An 18,885-nucleotide genomic window follows, 5' to 3' on the forward strand; every position below is an offset into this window, starting at 1 on the left:
AAGCGCGGCGCCCCACTGCTCGTCGTCGTCCCCGACACGGACTGCACGTACACGCTGTCCGTACGATCCACGGAGCAGGCACCCGCGACCACGTTCCGCTGCCACCCCGGGGAGGGATCCAGATCAAGAATCGCTCGCTGTACTCCATCCCACCCCCCGACCGTCGCAGCGCCCTGCGGTACCTGTGGTGGCTGATCGTCTGTCAACGCCGGCGGATCGCTGCCGGGGCGCTGCTCGGCAGCGCCTGGATGGTCTGTCTGACGCTGCCGCCGTACCTGCTGTCCCGCGCCATCGACGACGGGCTGCAACCGGGGCGGTGGCCCGCGCTGGCCGGCTGGGTCGCGGCGTTGCTGGGTGTGGGGGTGCTGAACGCGTGGCTGGCCATCATGCGGCACCGCACGATGACCAGGGTGCGGCTGGACGCCGCCTTCCGTTCCGTGCGGGCCGTGGTCGCGCAGGCGACCCGGCTGGGCGGGGCGCTGCCGCGCCGGGCCACCGCCGGGGAAGTCGTCACGATCGGCTTCGGTGACGTCGCCGTGATCGCCAACACGCTGACCATCACCGGCCCCGGTGTCGGCGCGGTCCTCGCCTTCGTCGTCGTGGCCGCGCTGCTGCTGGCCGTGGAGCCGCTGCTCGCCGCGGTGGTGCTGCTCGGGGTGCCGCTGCTCGCGGTGCTGGTGGGCCCGCTGCTGGGGCGGCTGCAGGGCGTCGAGGCGGCGTACCGGGAGCGGCAGGGCGGGCTCGCCAACCGTTTCGAGGACATGGTCGGGGGCCTGCGCGTCCTCAACGGCATCGGCGGCAAGGAGGTGTACGCCGAGCGCTACCGGCACGGCTCGCGGGAGTTGCGGGCGCAGGGGTACCGCGTCGGCGCGGTGACCAGCTGGATCCAGGCCCTCGGCGTCGGCCTGCCCACCCTGTTCCTCGGGGCCGTGACCTGGCTGGCGGCCCGGATGGCCGCTCAAGGAACCATCAGCGTAGGCGAGTTGGTCGCGGTCTACGGGTACGCCGCAGTGCTCGTGGTGCCGGTCTCGTCCTTCATCGAGGGCGGCTACGACCTCAGCCGCGGGCTGGTCGCCGCCCGCCGAGTCATACGTTTCCTGGACCTGGAGCCCGACTCTGCGGGCGGCGAGGCGGCCGTGGACGGGCCCGGGTCGCCGTCCGCGCTCCGTGATCCGGCGTCCGGCGTCGAGGTGGTGCCCGGGAGGCTGACCGCGCTGGCCGGCGCCCGGCCGTCGGAGTCCGCGGCGGTGGTCGAGCGGCTCGGCCGGTTCACCGGGTCGGCCGCGACCTGGGGCGCGATACGCCTGGACGAGATCGACCTGACGCAGGTGCGGCGGCGGATCCTGGTCGCGGACAACGAGGCCGATCTGTTCGCCGGTCCGCTGCGCGAGGTGATCAGCGGCGCCCGGGACCGGGACGAGGAATCCATCGGCCGCTGCCTGCACGCGGCCGTGGCGCAGGACATCGTCCGCGGTCTGCCGGACGGACTCGACTCGCCCGTCGACGCGCAGGGCCGCAATCTCTCCGGAGGCCAGCGCCAGCGCATCCGGCTGGTCCGGGCCCTGCTGGCCGATCCCGAGGTGCTGCTGGCGGTCGAGCCCACCTCGGCGGTCGACGCGCACACCGAGGCGGCCATGGCGACCCGGCTGCGCGCCGCACGCTCCGGCCGCACCACGGTCGTCACCAGCACCTCACCGCTCCTGCTGGACCGGGCGGACACCGTGTACTACCTGGTCGACGGCTGTGTCGCAGCCGTCGGCAGCCATCGTGAACTCCTGGACCGGGAGCCCGGCTACCGCCTCCTGGTGTCCCGCGGCGCGGACGACGAGGACGACGGCCCCGCCGACGAAGGAATCGTTCCGCCGTCCCGGGAGGCCGTGCGATGACCACGGGATCCGAGCCGACACCCCAGGCCCTGCCCATCGCCGAACCGTCCCGGATACGCCGGGCGGCGCTCCGGCTGATCCGGCTGGACGGTCGGGTCTTCGCCGCCGTGATCGGCCTCAACGCGCTGGCCGCCGGTGCCGGGCTCGTCGGCCCGTGGCTGCTCGGCCGCATCATCGACGAGGTCAGGGCCGGCGGCGGGGTGGCCGCGGTGGACCGCCTGGCGCTCACCATCCTCGCCTTCGCCCTGGCGCAGCTCCTCCTGGTCCGTTGCGCCGGCTACGTCGGACACCGCTTCGGCGAGCGGACCCTGGCGCGCATCCGCGAGCAGTTCGCCGACCGGGTGCTCGCGCTGCCCGCCCCGGTGGTCGAGCGGGCCGGCGCGGGCGACCTGATGACCCGCGGCACCACCGATGTCGCCAGGGTCGGCGCCACCCTCCGGGACGCCGGGCCCGAAGTCCTCATCGCCGGGGTCCAGGCGCTGTTCATCCTCGGTGCGGTCTTCGCGCTCGACCCGCTGCTCGGTGCGTGCGGGGTGCTGGGCCTGCTCGGCATCTGGTTCGCCGCCCGCTGGTATCTGCGCCGGGCGCTCACCGCGTACCTGGCCGAGGGAGCCGCCAACTCGGCTCTCGCGGAGCAGCTCGCGGCCACCGCCGCCGGCGCCCGCACCGTGGAGGCCCTCGGGCTTCAGCAGCGCCGTATCACGGCATGCCGGGAGGCCATCGACAAGTGCTGGAGCACCCGGACCCGGACACTGTTCCTGCGCAGTGTGCTCTTCCCGGCCGTGGACATCTCGTACGTCATTCCGGTGGCCGGTGTCCTGCTGATCGGCGGCGTACTGCACGACCACGGCACGATGAGCCTGGGCGCGGTGGTCGCCTCGGCCCTGTATCTGCGACAGCTCTCCCAGCCCCTGGACACCATCCTCCAGCGGCTCGAACAGCTGCAGAGCAGCAGCGCCTCCTTCGCCAGGGTCGAGGGCCTCGGCCTGGCGGCGCACACGCCACCGGCCGCCTCCCCCGCACCGGCCGACGACCGGGTCGAAGTGACGGATGTGCGCTACGCCTACGACGGCGGGGGCGACGTCCTGCACGGTGTCGACCTGACGGTCCGTCCCGGCGAGCGGCTCGCGATCGTCGGCCCCTCCGGCGCGGGCAAGACCACCCTGGGCAGGCTGCTGGCGGGCATGGACGCACCGCGCACCGGTTCCGTGACGGTCGGGCGGGTCCCGGTCGCCGGGCTGGACCCCGAACGGCTGCGCCGGCACGTCGTCCTGGTCACCCAGGAGCACCACGTCTTCCTCGGCACGGTCCGGGACAACCTGAGGATCGCCTCGGCCGGCGCCACCGATGCCGAACTGCGCGCGGCACTCGCCGCCGTCGGCGCCGACTGGGCCGACGAGCTGCCGGACGGCCTGGACACCGATCTGGGCCACGGCGGGCATCGGCCGGACGGCGCCCGGTCGCAGCAGCTCGCCCTGGCGCGCGTGGTGCTGGCCGATCCGCACACGCTGATACTCGACGAGGCCACCGCGCTCCTGGACCCGAGGACGGCCCGGCACACCGAGCGGGCGCTGGCCGCCGTCCTCGAAGGCCGGACCGTCGTCGCCGTCGCACACCGCCTGCAGACGGCTCACGACGCCGACCGGGTGGCCGTGATGGAGGACGGCCGGATCACCGAACTCGGCACCCACGACGATCTCGTGGCGGCCGACGGCGCCTACGCCGCGCTCTGGCGCTCCTGGCACGGCGAAGGAGCGCCTTCCTCCTGAACGGGCGACGCGCGGACGGGGGCGGGCCCGCCCCCGTCCGCGCCGCTCGGCGCGCGCGACCGGGCCGGAGCTGGTCTGCTGATTCCAGGGGGCCGTCCACTCCTATGTCCCGGAGAGATCCAGATGAGCGTCCCCAGCGTCTACCGAGCCGCGCAGGCCACCGCCGCCGGCGGTCCTTTCGAGATCGTCGAGCGGGCGGTGCCGCACCCGGGTCCATGTCATGTCCGGGTGGCCGTGGACGCCTGCGGCGTCTGCCACAGCGACGCCCTCTTCGTGGACAACGCGCTCCCCGGCGTACGGTTCCCGGTGGTCCCCGGGCACGAGATCGCCGGCCGGATCGAGGAGCTCGGCGACGGCACGCAGAGCTCCTGGCAGGTGGGTGACCGGGTGGCGGTGGGCTGGTTCGGCGGCAGCTGCGGCCACTGCACACCGTGCAGGCGGGGCGACTTCATGGTCTGCCTGCACCTGAAGGTGCCCGGGTGGGCGTACGACGGGGGCTATGCCGAGAGCGTGACCGTCCCGATGGACGCCCTGGCCCGGATCCCCGACGCGCTGTCGGCGGTCGACGCGGCGCCCATGGGCTGCGCGGGGGTTACCACGTACAACGGGCTGCGGCGCAGCGCCGCCCGGCCGGGAGACCTGGTCGCCGTGCTCGGCATCGGCGGCCTCGGGCACCTGGGCGTGCAGTACGCGGCCGCGATGGGCTTCGAGACGGTGGCGATCGCCCGCGGAGCCGCCAAGGCCGACTTCGCGAAGGAGCTCGGCGCGCACCACTACATCGACAGCACCGCGGGCACCACCGTCGCGGACGCGCTGCAGTCCCTGGGCGGCGCCCGGGTCGTCCTGGCCACCGCCGCCAACTCCGGGGCCATCACGGCGACCGTGGAGGGGCTCGCGCCCCGCGGCGAGCTGGTGGTCATCGGTGCGGACCCGGAGCCGCTGGGGATCAGCCCGAACCAGTTGCTGATGTCCGGCAAGGTCGTCCGGGGCCATCCGTCCGGCACCGCGCAGGACGTGCAGGACACCCTGGCGTTCAGCACCCTGCACGGGATCCGCCCGATGACCGAGACCGTGCCGCTGGACGACACGGAGGCCGCGTACCAGAAGATGATGTCCGGCGCGGCCCGCTTCCGGATGGTGCTCACCACCTCCTGAGGCCCGGTGGCCGCGGGCCTCACCGCAGCGTACGGACGCCCCGGAGCAGGAGGACGCAGAGCACAGCGGCGCCGATCATCACGGCGGCGGCACCGGCCGCTGCCATGCCCAGGCTGTGGGTGAAGGCCCGGTCCGCCGAGGCGAGCACCGTCTCCCGCAGCTGGTCCGGGAGCTGCCGGGCGACCGCGACCGCGCCTGACAGGGTCTCCCGCACGGCGTCGGGTGCGCCGGGGGCCGTAGCGCTCATGTCCCGGCCGTAGACGGCGGCGCCGACCGAACCGAGCATCGCCATCCCCAGGGCGCCGCCGAGCTCCTGACCCGATTCGAGAACGGCGGCAGCGGAGCCCGCGCGCTCGGGCGGTGCGGCGCCCAGGGCGAGTTCGTTGGCGAGCGTCATCGCGGAGACCAGGCCGCCCGCGTAGACGGCGGACCCGGTGAGTGTCACCCAGAGCGGCGAGTCGGTCCCGATCCGGGTGAGTGAGAGGAAGCCCGAGGCGGCGACGAGGAACCCGCCGCCCATGACGTACCCGCGGTCGAACCGCCGGGCGAGCGCACCGGCCGCCGGGGCGGCGGCCATGACGCCGAGGGACGGCACCAGGCTCCACATGGCCGCCTCGAAGGGACTCTTGCCCAGGACGGACTGCACGTACTGGGAGAAGAACGCCGCGAATCCGACCGTCGCCGCCATGGCCAGCAGGTTGACGAGGACCGATCCGCCGAAGGCGCGGCGACGCAGGAGCGCGAGGTCGACCATCGGGTGCGCGAGGCGGGCCTGCCTGCGGAGGAAGACGAAGCCCAGGGCGAGTCCCGCGGTGATGCCGAGCGCCGGCAGGGGCTGGTAGCCGTGCTTGGCGAGTTCCTTGATGCCGTGGATCAGCGGCAGCAGCGCGGCGAGCGAGAGCACCGCGCTCAGGACATCGAACCTGCCCGCAGCGGGGGTCCTGGACTCCGGCAGCAGCAGTGGTGCGAGAACCAGCAGGAGTGCCATCGCGGGCAGGTTGACGAGGAAGACGGCGCCCCACCAGAAGCGTTCGAGAAGGGCGCCGCTGACGACCGGGCCGACGGAGATGCCGGTGGCCATCACGGTCGTCCAGAGGGCAACCGCCCTGGAGCGCTGCCGCTGGTCGTGGAAGAGGTTGCGGACGAGGGCGAGGGTGGACGGCATCAGACAGGCACCGCCCACACCGAGGAGCGCCCGGGCGGCGATCAGTGCCCCCGGTGACTGGGCGTAGGCGGCGGCGACCGAGGCCGCGGCGAAGAGGACCGTGCCGGCGATCAGTACGGTCCGGCGGCCGATGCGGTCACCGAGCGCGCCCATGGTGATGAGCAGTCCGGCGAGGACGAAGCCGTACATGTCGAGAATCCACAACTGCTGGGTGGAGCCCGGTCGAAGGTCTGCGCCGATGGCGGGCAGCGCGTAGAAGAGGACGGAGATGTCCATCGAGACGAAGAGCAGCGGCAGCATCAGCACGCCGAGCGCGGTCCACTCACGGCGTCCGGCGCGTGGCGCGGCGGGCTCGGGCGCGTCGGTGCCGGAGGCGGATACGGGTGGTGCCGGGATACGCGGTCCTGAGGTCATGCCGGGAGCACAGCAGCGGCGCCGCGTACACCGCAAACAGCGCCGTAGTGCACCTCCCGGCGTCTCGTACAGCCGCTCATATTCCCCGAGTTGACGGGGTGTACGGCGTTTCCGGTGCACTAGTACGGTGCACGCGTGCAGAACGAACCGCCCTACCTCGGCATCGCCGGGGAGATCCGCCGCCGGATCGTCTCCGGCGAGCTCGCCCCGGGCGACCGGGTGCCTTCCACCCGTGCCGTCGTCCGGGAGTGGGGTGTCGCCATGGCGACCGCCACCAAGGCGCTGTCGGTGCTGCGCGGCGAAGGGCTCGTGCGGGCGGTGCCGGGGGTCGGCACGGTCGTCGTCGAGCGGCGCGCTCCGGGGGGCGCCGGGCCGGGGAGCGGTCCTGTCCTGAGCCGTGAGCGCATCGTGCGTACCGCCGTCGACCTGGCCGACGCCGAAGGGCTGCCCGCGGTGTCCATGCGTCGGGTCGCGACCATGCTGGCGACCTCCACCATGGCGCTGTACCGCCATGTGCCGGGCAAGGCCGAGCTGGTCCGGCTGATGTCGGACGAGGTGTTCGGTGAACGCCCGCCGGGCGCCGCGCCCCACGACTGGCGGTCCGGACTTGAACTCGCCGCCCGGTGGCTCCGGTCGGTGTACGGGCGCCATCCGTGGATGGCGCAGGCCGTGGCTTCCTTCACCCGGCCGACAGCGTCCCCGCACGCCATGCGGTACACGGAGTGGGTGCTGCACGCCCTGGCCGGCACCGGGCTGCCGCCGTACACGAAGCTGCACATCCATCTCACCCTTTTCGCCCACGTCCAGGGACTTGCCATGGCCGGCGACATGGAGACACAGGCGCGTCAGGACACCGGGCTGTCCGCCGCGGAGTGGATGGTAAGAAATGAGCCACAGTTCGAGGCCATCTCGGCCAGTGGCGACTACCCGTTCCTCAACTCGCTGTTCGAACACGATGAGTTCGAGCTCGACCTCGACGCGCTCTTCGAATTCGGCCTGCGGAGAACGCTGGACGGCATCGCGATGATGATCGGCGAAACGTCCGCTTAACGAACATGACTTTTCCGGCAACGGACGACTTCCGGCCAACTTGTTGACGCGGTCCTGACAGGACCGTCCTCCGGCTGACACTCTTCACCCCGTTCTGCGCACTTCTCGTTCTTCCGACGGCCACCTGCCGCCGGTACCCCCCTCGCAGAAGGAGTCCGCGTGAGATCCACCCCCAGCCGTCGTGCCACCGCGACCGGCGCTCTGATAGCCGCAGCAGCCCTCCTCGCCGTCGGAGTCCAGACCGGTACGGCCACTGCCACCCCGGGCAGCGCCACAGCGGCGGCAGCGACCGCCGGCGCCAACCGCGGCGCACTGGCCAAGCAGCTCACCCCGTCCCAGCGCGCCGAGCTCATCCGTGAGGCCGACGCGAGCAAGGCGGCCACAGCCAAGGAGCTCGGTCTCGGTTCTCAGGAGAAGCTCGTCGTCCGGGATGTCGTCCAGGACAACGACGGCACCACGCACACCCGTTACGAGCGCACCTTCGCCGGGCTTCCGGTGCTCGGCGGCGACCTGGTCGTCCAGGAGACCAAGGCCGGGGCGACCGAGAGCGTCTCCAAGGCGTCCAAGGTCAGCAGCGGTCAGCTGAAGGCCGTGGACACGACGGCCGATGTCGCGCCCGCCGCGGCCGAGAAGCAGGCGCTCGGCCTCGCCAGGGCCGACGGCTCCAAGAAGACCGAGGCCGACCGGGCACCCCGCAAGGTGGTCTGGATGGCGCAGGGCAAGCCGCAGCTCGCCTACGAGACCGTCGTCGGCGGTCTCCAGCACGACGGCACCCCCAACGAACTGCACGTCGTCACGGACGCGGCCTCCGGCGCGAAGCTGTACGAGTGGCAGGCGGTCGAGAACGGCGTCGGCAACACCCAGTACAGCGGCCAGGTCACCCTCGGCACCGCGCCGTCGTACACGCTGACCGACACGGGTCGCGGCAACCACAAGACGTACAACCTGAACCACGGCTCGTCCGGCACCGGGACGCTGTTCACCAACTCCACGGACGTGTGGGGCAACGGCAACCCGTCGAACGCCGAGACGGCCGCCGCGGACGCCCACTACGGCGCGGCCGAGACCTGGGACTACTACAAGAACGTGCACGGCCGCACCGGTATCCGGGGTGACGGTGTCGGCGCGTACTCCCGCGTCCACTACGGCAACAACTACGTCAACGCCTTCTGGCAGGACAGCTGCTTCTGCATGACGTACGGCGACGGCTCGGCCAACGCCGCACCGCTGACCTCGCTCGACGTGGCCGCGCACGAGATGTCGCACGGTGTCACCGCCGCCACCGCCAAGCTGGTCTACAGCGGCGAGTCCGGTGGCCTCAACGAGGCGACCAGCGACATCATGGCCACCGCGGTCGAGTTCTACGCCAACAACGCCTCGGACCCGGGCGACTACCTCATCGGCGAGAAGATCGACATCAACGGCGACGGCACCCCGCTGCGCTACATGGACAAGCCGAGCAAGGACGGCGCGTCCAAGGACGCGTGGTACTCGGGCATCGGCAACGTCGACGTCCACTACTCCTCGGGCCCGGCGAACCACTTCTTCTACCTGCTCTCCGAGGGCAGCGGCACCAAGGTCATCAACGGCGTCTCCTACGACTCGCCGACCTCCGACGGCCTGCCGGTGACCGGCATCGGCCGCGCCAAGGCCGAGCAGATCTGGTTCAAGGCGCTCGCCACCAAGTTCACCTCCACCACCAACTACGCGGCGGCCCGCACCGGTACCCTCGCCGTGGCCGGTGAGCTGTACGGCACGACCAGCGCCGAGTACAAGGCCGTCACCGACGCCTGGGCGGGCATCAACGTCGGCGCTCGCTCCGGTGGCGGCGACCCCGGCACCGGCACGGTCTTCGAGAACACCACCTCCGTCGCGATCCCGGACGGCGGCGCGGCCGTCACCACCTCGGTCAACGTCACCGGCATCACGGGCAACGCGCCCAGCGCCCTCAAGGTCGGCGTGGACATCACCCACACCTGGCGCGGTGACCTGGTCATCGACCTCGTCGCCCCGAACGGTACGACCTACCGGCTGAAGAACTCCTCGATCTCCGACTCGGCGGACAACGTCCAGACGACCTACACGGTCAACGCTTCGTCCGTGGCGGCCAACGGCACCTGGAAGCTGAAGGTCCAGGACGTCTTCTCGGGCGACACCGGCAAGATCAACAGCTTCAAGCTGACGTTCTGAACCCGTCGGCCTGCTGAACCCGGAGCCGGATCCGGCTCCTGAACGAACCGCCCGGGAGGAGCTTTCGCTTCCTCCCGGGCGGTTTCACGTCCGCGGGCGTGCCGGGGCCGGGCGGACGGTACGTCAGCGCATCAGCAGACCCGCGCCGTCACCCATCGACTCCGTGGGCAGTGTCACCAGGCCGAGTTCCGCGCCGGTCGCCAGCAGCGGATGGGCGGGAAGCACCCGCACCGTGTAGCCGTACGGCCCGGTGCGATCGAGGGCCAGCGGACCGTCGTACAGCCAGCGGCCCTCCAGGTCCTGGCCCCCGGTGGGCTTCAGGGGGAAGACCTGGGCGTCCGAGATGCCGTCGGCGGCGTCCACCCGGCCGGCCACCGCCTGGACCTCCACATCGGCCGGCTCCAGCACCCCGAGGGCGATCCGGACCCGCAGCACCAGCGTCGACCCCAGCTCGGCCGAGCCGCCCGCCGTATCGGGCGCCACGGCCTCCACATGGTCGACGGCGACGCGCGGCCAGGCGGCGCGGACCCTGGCCTTCCAGTCGGCGAGCTGCCGGGCCGTGCCGGGATCCAGCGCACGCTGGGCGATCGCGGCGGGCGCGTACAGCCGCTCCACATACTCGGACACCATGCGACCTGCCAGAACCTTGGGCCCGAGGGTGCCCAGCGTGCGGCGGACCATCTCGATCCAGCGTTCGGGGAGCCCTTCGCCACCCCGGTCGTAGAAGCGCGGCGCGATCCTGTCCTCGATCAGCTCGTAGAGGGCGCCCGCCTCCAGGTCGTCACGGCGGTCCTCGTCCAGGGCCAGACCGTCGGCCGTCGGGATCGCCCAGCCGAAGTCCGGCTCGAACCACTCGTCCCACCAGCCGTCGAGGACCGAGAGATTGAGGCAGCCGTTGAGCGCGGCCTTCATGCCGCTCGTACCACAGGCCTCCAGGGGGCGCAGCGGGTTGTTGAGCCAGACGTCGCAGCCCGGGTAGAGCTTCTGCGCCATGGCCATCCCGTAGTCCGGCAGGAACACGATGCGGTGGCGCACCCGGGGATCGTCGGAGAACCGCACCAGCTCCCGCACCAGCCGCTTTCCGCCGTCGTCGGCGGGGTGGGCCTTGCCGGCGACGACGATCTGGATCGGGTGGGTCGGGTGGAGCAGCAGTTCCCGCAGGCGGTCGCGGTCGCGCAGCATCAGCGTCAGCCGCTTGTACGAGGGCACCCGCCGGGCGAAGCCGATCGTCAGCACGTCCGGGTCCAGCACGTTGTCGATCCAGCCGAGTTCGGCGGCTTCGGCGCCCCGGTCGCGCCAGGAGGCGTAGAGCCGTCTCCGCACCTCGGTGACCAGTTGTGCGCGCAGCGACCGCCGCAGGTCCCAGAGTTCCCGGTCCGGGACGTCGGCGGCGGAGTCCCAGCGGCCGGGTGTGCCGCCGTAGCCCTTGCGCAGCCGGAGGATCTCGGGCGCGACCCAGGTGGGCGCGTGGACGCCGTTGGTCACCGAGGTGATCGGCACCTCCGCCGCGTCGAAGCCCGGCCACAGCCCGGCGAACATCTCCCGGCTGACCGAGCCGTGGAGGGTGGAGACCCCGTTGGCCCGCTGGGCCAGCCGCAGTCCCATCACCGCCATGTTGAAGAGCTCGGGCTCACCGCCGGGGTAGGTCTCCATGCCCAGTTGCAGGATGCGTTCGACGCCGACCCCCGGGAGTTCGCCGTCGTCCCCGAAGTGCCGGGCGACGAGCTCGCGGTCGAACCGGTCGATCCCGGCGGACACGGGAGTGTGGGTGGTGAAGACCGTGCCGGCCCGTACAGACTCCACCGCGGAGTCGAAGTCCAGCCCGGTGCCGGAGAGTTCACGGATGCGTTCGAGCCCGAGGAATCCCGCGTGCCCCTCGTTGGTGTGGAACACCTCGGGCGCCGGATGCCCGGTGAGACGGCAGTACGTCCGTACCGCACGTACGCCGCCGATGCCGAGGAGCATCTCCTGGAGCAGCCGGTGCTCGCTGCCGCCGCCGTACAGCCGGTCGGTCACCTCGCGTTCGCCCGGCGCGTTCTCCTCCACGGCGGAGTCGAGCATCAGCAGCGGTACACGGCCCACCTGGGCCTGCCAGATGTGGGCGTGCAGCGAACGGCCACCGGGAAGGGCCAGCACCACCCGGCTCGGGGTGCCGTCGGCTTCGCGCATCAGGGTGAGCGGCAGCTCGTTCGGATCGAGTACGGGGTAGTGCTCCTGCTGCCAGCCGTCCCGGGACAGGCTCTGGCGGAAGTAGCCGTGCCGGTAGAGCAGACCGACCGCGACGAGGGGGACGCCGAGATCGCTGGCGGCCTTCAGGTGGTCCCCGGCGAGGATGCCGAGCCCGCCGGAGTACTGGGGCAGAGCGGCGGTCACCCCGAACTCGGGTGAGAAATAGGCGACGGCGGCCGGCAGCTCCGCCCCTTGGGCCAGTTGCTCCTGGTACCACCTGGGTCCGTCCAGGTAGTTCCGGAGGTCCGCGGACGCCTCGGTCAGCCGGTGCAGGAACTGCTGGTCGCGGGCGAGCTCGGCGAGTCGCCCGGCGGATACGGCACCGAGCAGCCGCACGGGGTCGCACTCCGCCGTCCGCCGGACCTCCGGGTCGACGGCCTGGAAGAGCTCACGGGTCTCGGTGTGCCAGGACCAGCGCAGATTGCGGGCGAGGTCGCTGAGCGGTTGAAGGGGATCGGGGAGGACGGGACGCACGGTGAATCGACGAATGGCCTTCACGTATTCCACCATTACAGGGGACCTGCGAATCCGAGGGGACGCACCACGGTGTGCGCCGCTCCGTCACCCTCGACGTCAGCCGTGGGCCACGCCCCGCAACCACGGCGCGACCGGCTCACAGCGCGCGCCGCCGACCCAGGACACGCCCCTGTCCGCTCCGTTTCCGTCCCTGTTCCGCCCCGGTTCCGCCCCGGTTCCGCCCCGGTTCCGCTCCGTTTCCGCCCCGGTTCCGCTCCGGTTCCGCTCCGTTTCCGCCCGGGGGCGATCTCCGCGCCGCCCGCCCCCACCTCATCCGCATCCGGCGCCCCTCACGGCCCGTACATACACATCCGCCCCGCAGGTAATGGCCGATTCCCTTCCCTCGTCCGGTCTTGTGGCACCTCGCACCAAGGGGAAAGCTGCCCAGTGGCGTCCGGGAGGCACCGACGAGCCCGTGCACGTGCGGCAGCGCCCGGCGCATTCAGATCGTCACAGATACGCGTGAGTAGTTGACACACCACCGGATTGGCCCCCCGGGAACCGTGGGAAGGCTTCTCCGGTACAGAGCCCGAGTACATCACGGGAACATGCGAATGCCGCCCGAATGCAGCACGAATACGAGGCACCCGCGGGACCGGTGTTCAGCCGGTTTACCTCCGCGAAACACATCCGCACCCCAGCCATTCGAGTGCCATTCGAGTGAATGCGGACAGGAGCGGCCATGCCCACACCCCGTCAGTCGTCAACAGAGCAGCTAGAAAGGACGGACCCCATCGGTCGTGGTGCGCGAATTCCGCCCTCCGCGGTCGCGTCGCGTCCCGTTCGGTCCGAGCCCCAGTCCCCAGGTGATTCCATGATCGGTCGCATTCCCGTCCTCGACGTCCGCCCGCTCGTCGACTGCGGCAGAAGGCCCGCCAAGGCCGTTGCCGGTGAGACCTTCCAGGTCACCGCGACCGTCTTCCGGGAGGGCCATGACGCCGTCGCCGCCCATGTGGTCCTGCTGGATCCGAACGGGCACCCCGGTCCCTGGACGCCGATGCGCGAGCTCGCCCCCGGTACCGATCGCTGGGGCGCCGATGTCACCCCGGCCTCCGAGGGCCACTGGACGTATACGGTCGAGGCCTGGAGCGATCCGGTCACCACCTGGCGGCAGCAGGCCCGGATCAAGATCCCGGCCGGGATCGACACCACGCTCGTCCTGGCGGAGGGCGCCGGGCTGTACGAACGGGCCGCCGCGGGCGTGCCCAAGCGGGACGGGCGCGAGGCGGTGCTGGACGCGGCCGACGCCCTGCGTGACGAGTCCCGCCCGGCCGCCGCCCGGCTCGCCGCCGCGCTCATCCCCGAGGCGCGGGCCGCGCTCGCCCGTCACCCGCTGCGCGAACTGGTCACCGCGTCCCACCCGCTCCCCCTGCTGGTCGAGCGCCGACGGGCCCTGTTCGGCTCCTGGTACGAGCTGTTCCCCCGCTCGGAGGGCGCCAGGGTGGTACCGGCCAAGCCCGCCGGTACGGCGAAGAGGGGCAGAACCGGCAGGGCGGGAAAGACGGCGGCCCAGCCGGAGAGGATCATCAGCGGCACCCTCCGTACGGCCGCCGAACGGCTTCCCGCGGTCGCCGCCATGGGTTTCGACGTCGTCTACCTCCCGCCCATCCACCCCATCGGAACCACCCATCGCAAGGGCCCCGACAACTCGCTCTCCCCCGCTCCCCACGACGTGGGCGTGCCCTGGGCGATCGGTTCGGCCGAGGGCGGTCACGACGCCGTCCATCCCGAGCTCGGCACGCTCGACGACTTCGATCATTTCGTCGCGACCGCCCGCACCCTGCGCATGGAGATCGCGCTGGATTTCGCGCTCCAGTGTTCCCCCGACCACCCCTGGGTCGAAAAACATCCCGACTGGTTCCACCACCGCGCGGACGGCACGATCGCGCACGCGGAGAATCCGCCGAAGAAATACCAGGACATCTATCCGATCGCCTTCGACAAGGACCTGCGTGGCCTGGTCGAGGAGACCGGGCGCATTCTCCGATTCTGGATGGATCACGGGGTGCGGATCTTCCGCGTCGACAATCCGCACACCAAGCCGGTGATCTTCTGGGAGAAAGTGATCGCCGATATCAACCGGACCGACCCGGATGTGATCTTCCTGGCCGAGGCATTCACCCGGCCCGCAATGATGCGTACGCTCGCCGCCATCGGCTTCCAGCAGTCCTACACCTATTTCACCTGGCGCAACAGCAGGCAGGAAATCACCGACTACGTGACGGAGTTGTCGGGCGAGACCTCCTCCTACATGCGCCCCAACTTCTTCGTGAACACCCCGGACATCCTGTCGGGCTACCTCCAGGACGGGGGCCGTCCGGCCTTCGAGGCGCGGGCCGTTCTCGCCGCCACGCTCTCTCCGACCTGGGGTGTGTACGCGGGGTACGAACTGTGCGAGAACACCCCGATCCGGCCCGGCAGCGAGGAGTACCTCCACTCGGAGAAGTATGAGATCCGGCCCAGGGACTGGGAGTCGGCGGAGCGCGAGGGCCGCTCACTTGCCCCGCTCATCACCCGCCTCAACCGCATCAGGCGCCGCCACCCGGCGCTGCAGCAACTGCGCGATGTGCACTTCCACTCCGTCGACAACGACGCGTTGATCGTCTACAGCAAGCGTTCGGGTTCGAACATCGTTCTGGTGGTCGTCAACCTCGACCCGCACCACACCCACGAGGCCACGGTCTCGTTGGACATGCCGCGACTCGGCCTCGACCGGCACGAGAGCGTGCCGGTGCGCGACGAGCTCACCGGCGATACCTATCACTGGGGCAGGACCTTCTATGTGCGTCTGGAGCCGGGCCTCACGCCCGCGCACATCGTCGTCCTGCGACCGTCCCCGCCGACCGGAGGGTCACCCACACCATGATCGTCAATGAGCCCGTCCACGACCTGTTCGAGGACACCCCGGCCAAGGACCGCGATCCCGACTGGTTCAAGCGCGCCGTTTTCTACGAGGTCCTCGTCCGGTCCTTCCAGGACTCCAACGGCGACGGCATCGGCGACCTCAAGGGCATCACCGCCAAGCTGGACTATCTGCAGTGGCTCGGCGTCGACTGCCTCTGGCTGCCGCCGTTCTTCAAGTCGCCGCTGCGCGACGGCGGTTACGACGTCTCCGACTACACCGCCGTACTCCCGGAGTTCGGCGACCTGGCCGACTTCGTGGAGTTCGTCGACGCCTCCCACCAGCGCGGCATGCGCGTGATCATCGACTTCGTCATGAACCACACGAGCGATCAGCACGAGTGGTTCCAGCAGTCCCGCACCGACCCGGAGGGGCCGTACGGCGACTACTACGTCTGGGCCGACGACGACAAGCAGTTCCCGGACGCCCGGATCATCTTCGTCGACACGGAGGCGTCCAACTGGACCTTCGACCCGGTGCGCAAGCAGTACTACTGGCACCGGTTCTTCTCCCACCAGCCCGATCTCAACTACGAGAACCCGGCGGTGCGGGAGGAGATCATCTCCGCGCTGCGCTTCTGGCTGGACCTCGGCATCGACGGTTTCCGCGTGGACGCCGTGCCGTACCTCTACCAGCGCGAGGGCACCAACTGCGAGAATCTCCCGGAGACCCACGACTTCCTCAAGCGGGTCCGCAAGGAGATCGACGCGCACTACCCGGACACCGTGCTGCTCGCCGAGGCCAACCAGTGGCCGGAGGACGTCGTCGACTACTTCGGCGAGTTCCAGGCCGGCGGCGACGAGTGCCACATGGCGTTCCATTTCCCGGTGATGCCGCGGATCTTCATGGCCGTCCGACGCGAGAGCCGCTACCCGGTCTCCGAAATCCTGGCGAAGACACCGGCGATCCCGCAGAACTGCCAGTGGGGCATCTTCCTGCGCAACCACGACGAGCTCACGCTCGAAATGGTCACGGACGAAGAACGCGACTACATGTACGCGGAGTACGCCAAGGATCCGCGGATGCGGGCCAACATCGGCATCCGGCGGCGGCTCGCCCCCCTGCTGGACAACGACCGCAACCAGATCGAGCTGTTCACGGCGCTGCTGCTGTCCCTGCCCGGCTCCCCGATCCTCTACTACGGGGACGAGATCGGGATGGGCGACAACATCTGGCTGGGCGACCGGGACGCGGTACGCACACCCATGCAGTGGACCCCCGACCGGAACGCCGGATTCTCCTCCAGCGACCCCGGGCGGCTCTACCTCCCCACGATCATGGATCCGGTCTACGGTTATCAAGTCACCAATGTCGAGGCGTCGATGGCCTCTCCGTCGTCGCTGCTGCACTGGACGCGGCGGATGATCGAGATCCGTAAGCAGAACCCCGCCTTCGGTCTCGGTTCGTTCAGCGAACTGCCGTCGTCGAACCCCGCCGTGCTCGCCTTCACCCGGGAGCACGGGGACGATCTCGTGCTGTGCGTACACAACTTCTCGCGGTTCGCGCAGCCGACGGAGGTCGATCTGCGGTCGTTCAACGGGCGTCATCCGGTGGAGCTGATCGGTGGGGTGCGCTTCCCCGCCATCGGTGAGTGGCCCTACCTGCTGACTCTCGCCGGACACGGTTTCTACTGGTTCCGGCTGCGCAAGGACGCGCCGCCGAACTGACCGGGCGCCACTTCCCACCACCCACCGCGGGGCGGTTTCCGCCGCCCCGCACGGGGCACTCTCCCCCCGCATCCAGCACTTCCGGGTCCCCTCTGACGTTTCGAACCCTTCGAGTCGAGTCCGTACGGACCATCCTGACCCGACACGTCCCGCACAGCCGGACAGCCAATGCCGCAATCCGGGACACTCTTCGCATCCTGTGGTGTGCCCGGGGAAAGGACGCGATGCCATGTCGGAGGCTGCATCCACTCGGGTCGCCCTGGCCGACAGCACAGCTCTGCTCCCGTCTCTCGCCCCCCTGTTGCACGAATGGCTGCCCCGGCAGCGGTGGTTCGCGGGCAAGGGACAGCCGATCGCGGCCTTCTCGCTGCTGTCGGCGACCGAGATACTGCCGGTGGACACCGGATGTGTCGGCGCCCGCACCGGGCTGCTCCATCTGCTGGTCCGGGCCCATCAGCCGTCCATGCCCGGGCAGTCGCAGGACGACTGCTACCAAATCCTGCTCGGTGTACGGCCCGTGCTGCCGCCGCGGCTGGCGCCCGCGCTCATCGGCCATGTGACGGACGGGCCGCTTGCCGGCCGCACCGTCTACGAGGGGCTGCACGACCCGCGCCTCGCCGAACTCCTGCTGGAGAGGTTCCGTACGCCCGGCACCCTCGGCGCGCTGCGCTTCGACCGGGGCGGCGCCCCGATCGCCGCGGGGCTGGCGCCGCGACTGCTCGACACCGAGCAGTCCAACACCTCGCTCGTCTACGGCGACGCCTACATCCTCAAGATCTTCCGCCGGATCTTCCCGGGCACCAACCCCGATCTGGAACTGCCGCTCGCGCTCGCGCGCGAGGGCTGTGGGCGGGTGCCCGCCCCCGTCGCCTGGTTCGAGGCCGCCGCCCCCGAGCCGTGTACCCTCGGCGTCCTGCAGCCGTTCCTGCGCGGCGCGGAGGACGGCTGGCAGCTCGCCCTGCGCGCCCTCGCCAAGGGCCTCGACTTCACCGTCGAGGCACACGCCCTCGGCAGGGCCACCGCCGAGGTCCACACCGCGCTCGCCGTCGCCCTGCCGCAGCCCGCTCTGCGCCGTGCCCAGACCGAGCATCTCGCCGCCGCGATGGTGCAGCGGCTGGAGGCCGCCGCGCACGCGGTACCGGCGCTCATGCCGTACGTCCCCGGTCTGCGCACCGCTTTCGACGCGGTGACCGCGCTGGGGCACCGGGGCCGCAACTGGGCGGCCCAGCGGGTCCACGGCGATCTCCACCTCGGCCAGACGCTGCGCGCGGCCGACGGCTTCTGGTCACTGATCGACTTCGAGGGCGAACCGGCCCGGCCACTGCCCGAGCGCCGCCGGCCGCAGCCCCCGGTGCGCGACATCGCGGGCATGCTCCGCTCCTTCGACTACGCGGCCCGCTCGCACCGCCCGTGGAACGCCGAGTGGGCGGCGCACTGCCGGACCGCCTACTGCGAGGGGTACGCCGAGGCCTCGGGCGTCGACCCGCGCAGCGAACCGGAGCTGCTGCGCGCCCACGAGACCGACAAGGCGGTGTACGAGGTGCTGTACGAGGCACGTCACCGGCCCGACTGGCTGCCGGTCCCGATGGCGGCGATCCACCGCCTGGCCGCCGCCGTCGCCGACTGACGGCCCGGGGGCGCCGCCCGCTCGCGGTCCCGCGGCCGTCGCACCCGCTCCACCGCCCGGCCCGTCCCGCCCCGCCTCGTCCGTCCCCGCTGTTCGGCCCTGTTCGGCCCCGTTCGGCCCTGTTCCGCCCCGACAACACCCTCCGAGGAGGCTGTCCCTTTGACATCCTCCCCTCCCTAAAAGGAGGGGATTCCTGGCTCACGTTGGCTGCGGTCCGGCGGTCCGTCAGCTCTTACACGATCAGCACCAGCCGGGTTGAGACCAGCCCGGACGAGCATCACGCGGGCGGAGTTCTTATCCCTGGGGGATACGGCT

10 protein-coding genes and 1 pseudogene are annotated in these 18,885 nt (G+C 71.1%); 8 read left to right on the forward strand and 3 right to left on the reverse strand.

Annotated elements, in window-relative coordinates; translation table 11 throughout:
* Positions 1–248: 248 nt before the first annotated feature.
* From ACFVV1_RS19370 to ACFVV1_RS19380, 3 genes are all read left to right on the forward strand, one after another.
* Positions 249–1,886, forward strand: coding sequence for an ABC transporter transmembrane domain-containing protein (locus tag ACFVV1_RS19370; protein WP_389990455.1), 1,638 nt, complete (start codon positions 249–251; stop codon positions 1,884–1,886).
* Positions 1,883–3,655, forward strand: a complete 1,773-nt coding sequence (locus ACFVV1_RS19375) for an ABC transporter ATP-binding protein (protein WP_389990457.1) — start codon at positions 1,883–1,885, stop codon at positions 3,653–3,655. The genes ACFVV1_RS19370 and ACFVV1_RS19375 overlap by 4 nt, the downstream gene beginning before the upstream one ends.
* Positions 3,656–3,778: 123 nt before the next feature.
* Positions 3,779–4,810 carry an alcohol dehydrogenase gene (locus ACFVV1_RS19380; RefSeq protein WP_389990459.1) on the forward strand — a complete coding sequence of 344 codons (1,032 nt, stop codon included), beginning with the start codon at positions 3,779–3,781 and terminating at the stop codon, positions 4,808–4,810.
* 19 nt (positions 4,811–4,829) lie between these two features.
* Here ACFVV1_RS19380 and ACFVV1_RS19385 read toward each other — a convergent pair whose 3' ends face one another.
* Positions 4,830–6,275 carry an MFS transporter gene (locus ACFVV1_RS19385; RefSeq protein ID WP_389990505.1) on the reverse strand — a complete coding sequence of 482 codons (1,446 nt, stop codon included), beginning with the start codon at positions 6,273–6,275 and terminating at the stop codon, positions 4,830–4,832.
* Positions 6,276–6,524: 249 nt separating this feature from the next.
* Between ACFVV1_RS19385 and ACFVV1_RS19390 the strand changes: the two genes are divergently transcribed.
* Both ACFVV1_RS19390 and ACFVV1_RS19395 read left to right on the forward strand, forming a co-directional pair.
* Positions 6,525–7,439: a TetR/AcrR family transcriptional regulator C-terminal domain-containing protein gene (locus ACFVV1_RS19390; RefSeq protein WP_389990461.1), complete on the forward strand. Its 915-nt coding sequence runs from the start codon at positions 6,525–6,527 to the stop codon at positions 7,437–7,439.
* Between the two features lie 159 nt (positions 7,440–7,598).
* On the forward strand, positions 7,599–9,629 hold the full coding sequence (locus ACFVV1_RS19395) for a M4 family metallopeptidase (protein ID WP_389990463.1): 2,031 nt from the start codon (positions 7,599–7,601) through the stop codon (positions 9,627–9,629).
* Between the two features lie 123 nt (positions 9,630–9,752).
* Here ACFVV1_RS19395 and glgP read toward each other — a convergent pair whose 3' ends face one another.
* Positions 9,753–12,356: an alpha-glucan family phosphorylase gene (gene glgP / locus ACFVV1_RS19400; RefSeq protein ID WP_389990465.1), complete on the reverse strand. Its 2,604-nt coding sequence runs from the start codon at positions 12,354–12,356 to the stop codon at positions 9,753–9,755.
* 832 nt (positions 12,357–13,188) lie between these two features.
* On the opposite strand from glgP, the gene ACFVV1_RS19405 reads away from it, so the two are divergent.
* The 3 genes from ACFVV1_RS19405 (at position 13,189) to ACFVV1_RS19415 (ending at position 18,570) form a co-directional block, all read left to right on the forward strand.
* Positions 13,189–15,240 (forward strand): alpha-1,4-glucan--maltose-1-phosphate maltosyltransferase, encoded by a 2,052-nt coding sequence (locus ACFVV1_RS19405; protein WP_389990467.1) that lies wholly within the window; start codon positions 13,189–13,191, stop codon positions 15,238–15,240.
* Positions 15,237–16,943, forward strand: coding sequence for a maltose alpha-D-glucosyltransferase (treS, locus tag ACFVV1_RS19410; RefSeq protein ID WP_389990469.1), 1,707 nt, complete (start codon positions 15,237–15,239; stop codon positions 16,941–16,943). Before ACFVV1_RS19405 ends, treS begins: the two co-directional genes overlap by 4 nt.
* A gap of 229 nt (positions 16,944–17,172) precedes the next feature.
* Positions 17,173–18,570, forward strand: a complete 1,398-nt coding sequence (locus ACFVV1_RS19415) for a maltokinase (RefSeq protein WP_389990471.1) — start codon at positions 17,173–17,175, stop codon at positions 18,568–18,570.
* A gap of 176 nt (positions 18,571–18,746) precedes the next feature.
* Here ACFVV1_RS19415 and ACFVV1_RS19420 read toward each other — a convergent pair.
* Positions 18,747–18,885, reverse strand: a pseudogene (locus ACFVV1_RS19420) (RNA-guided endonuclease TnpB family protein); the annotation flags it as partial.

It is taken from the genome of Streptomyces sp. NPDC058092, from assembly GCF_042884935.1.
Lineage (GTDB): Bacteria > Actinomycetota > Actinomycetes > Streptomycetales > Streptomycetaceae > Streptomyces.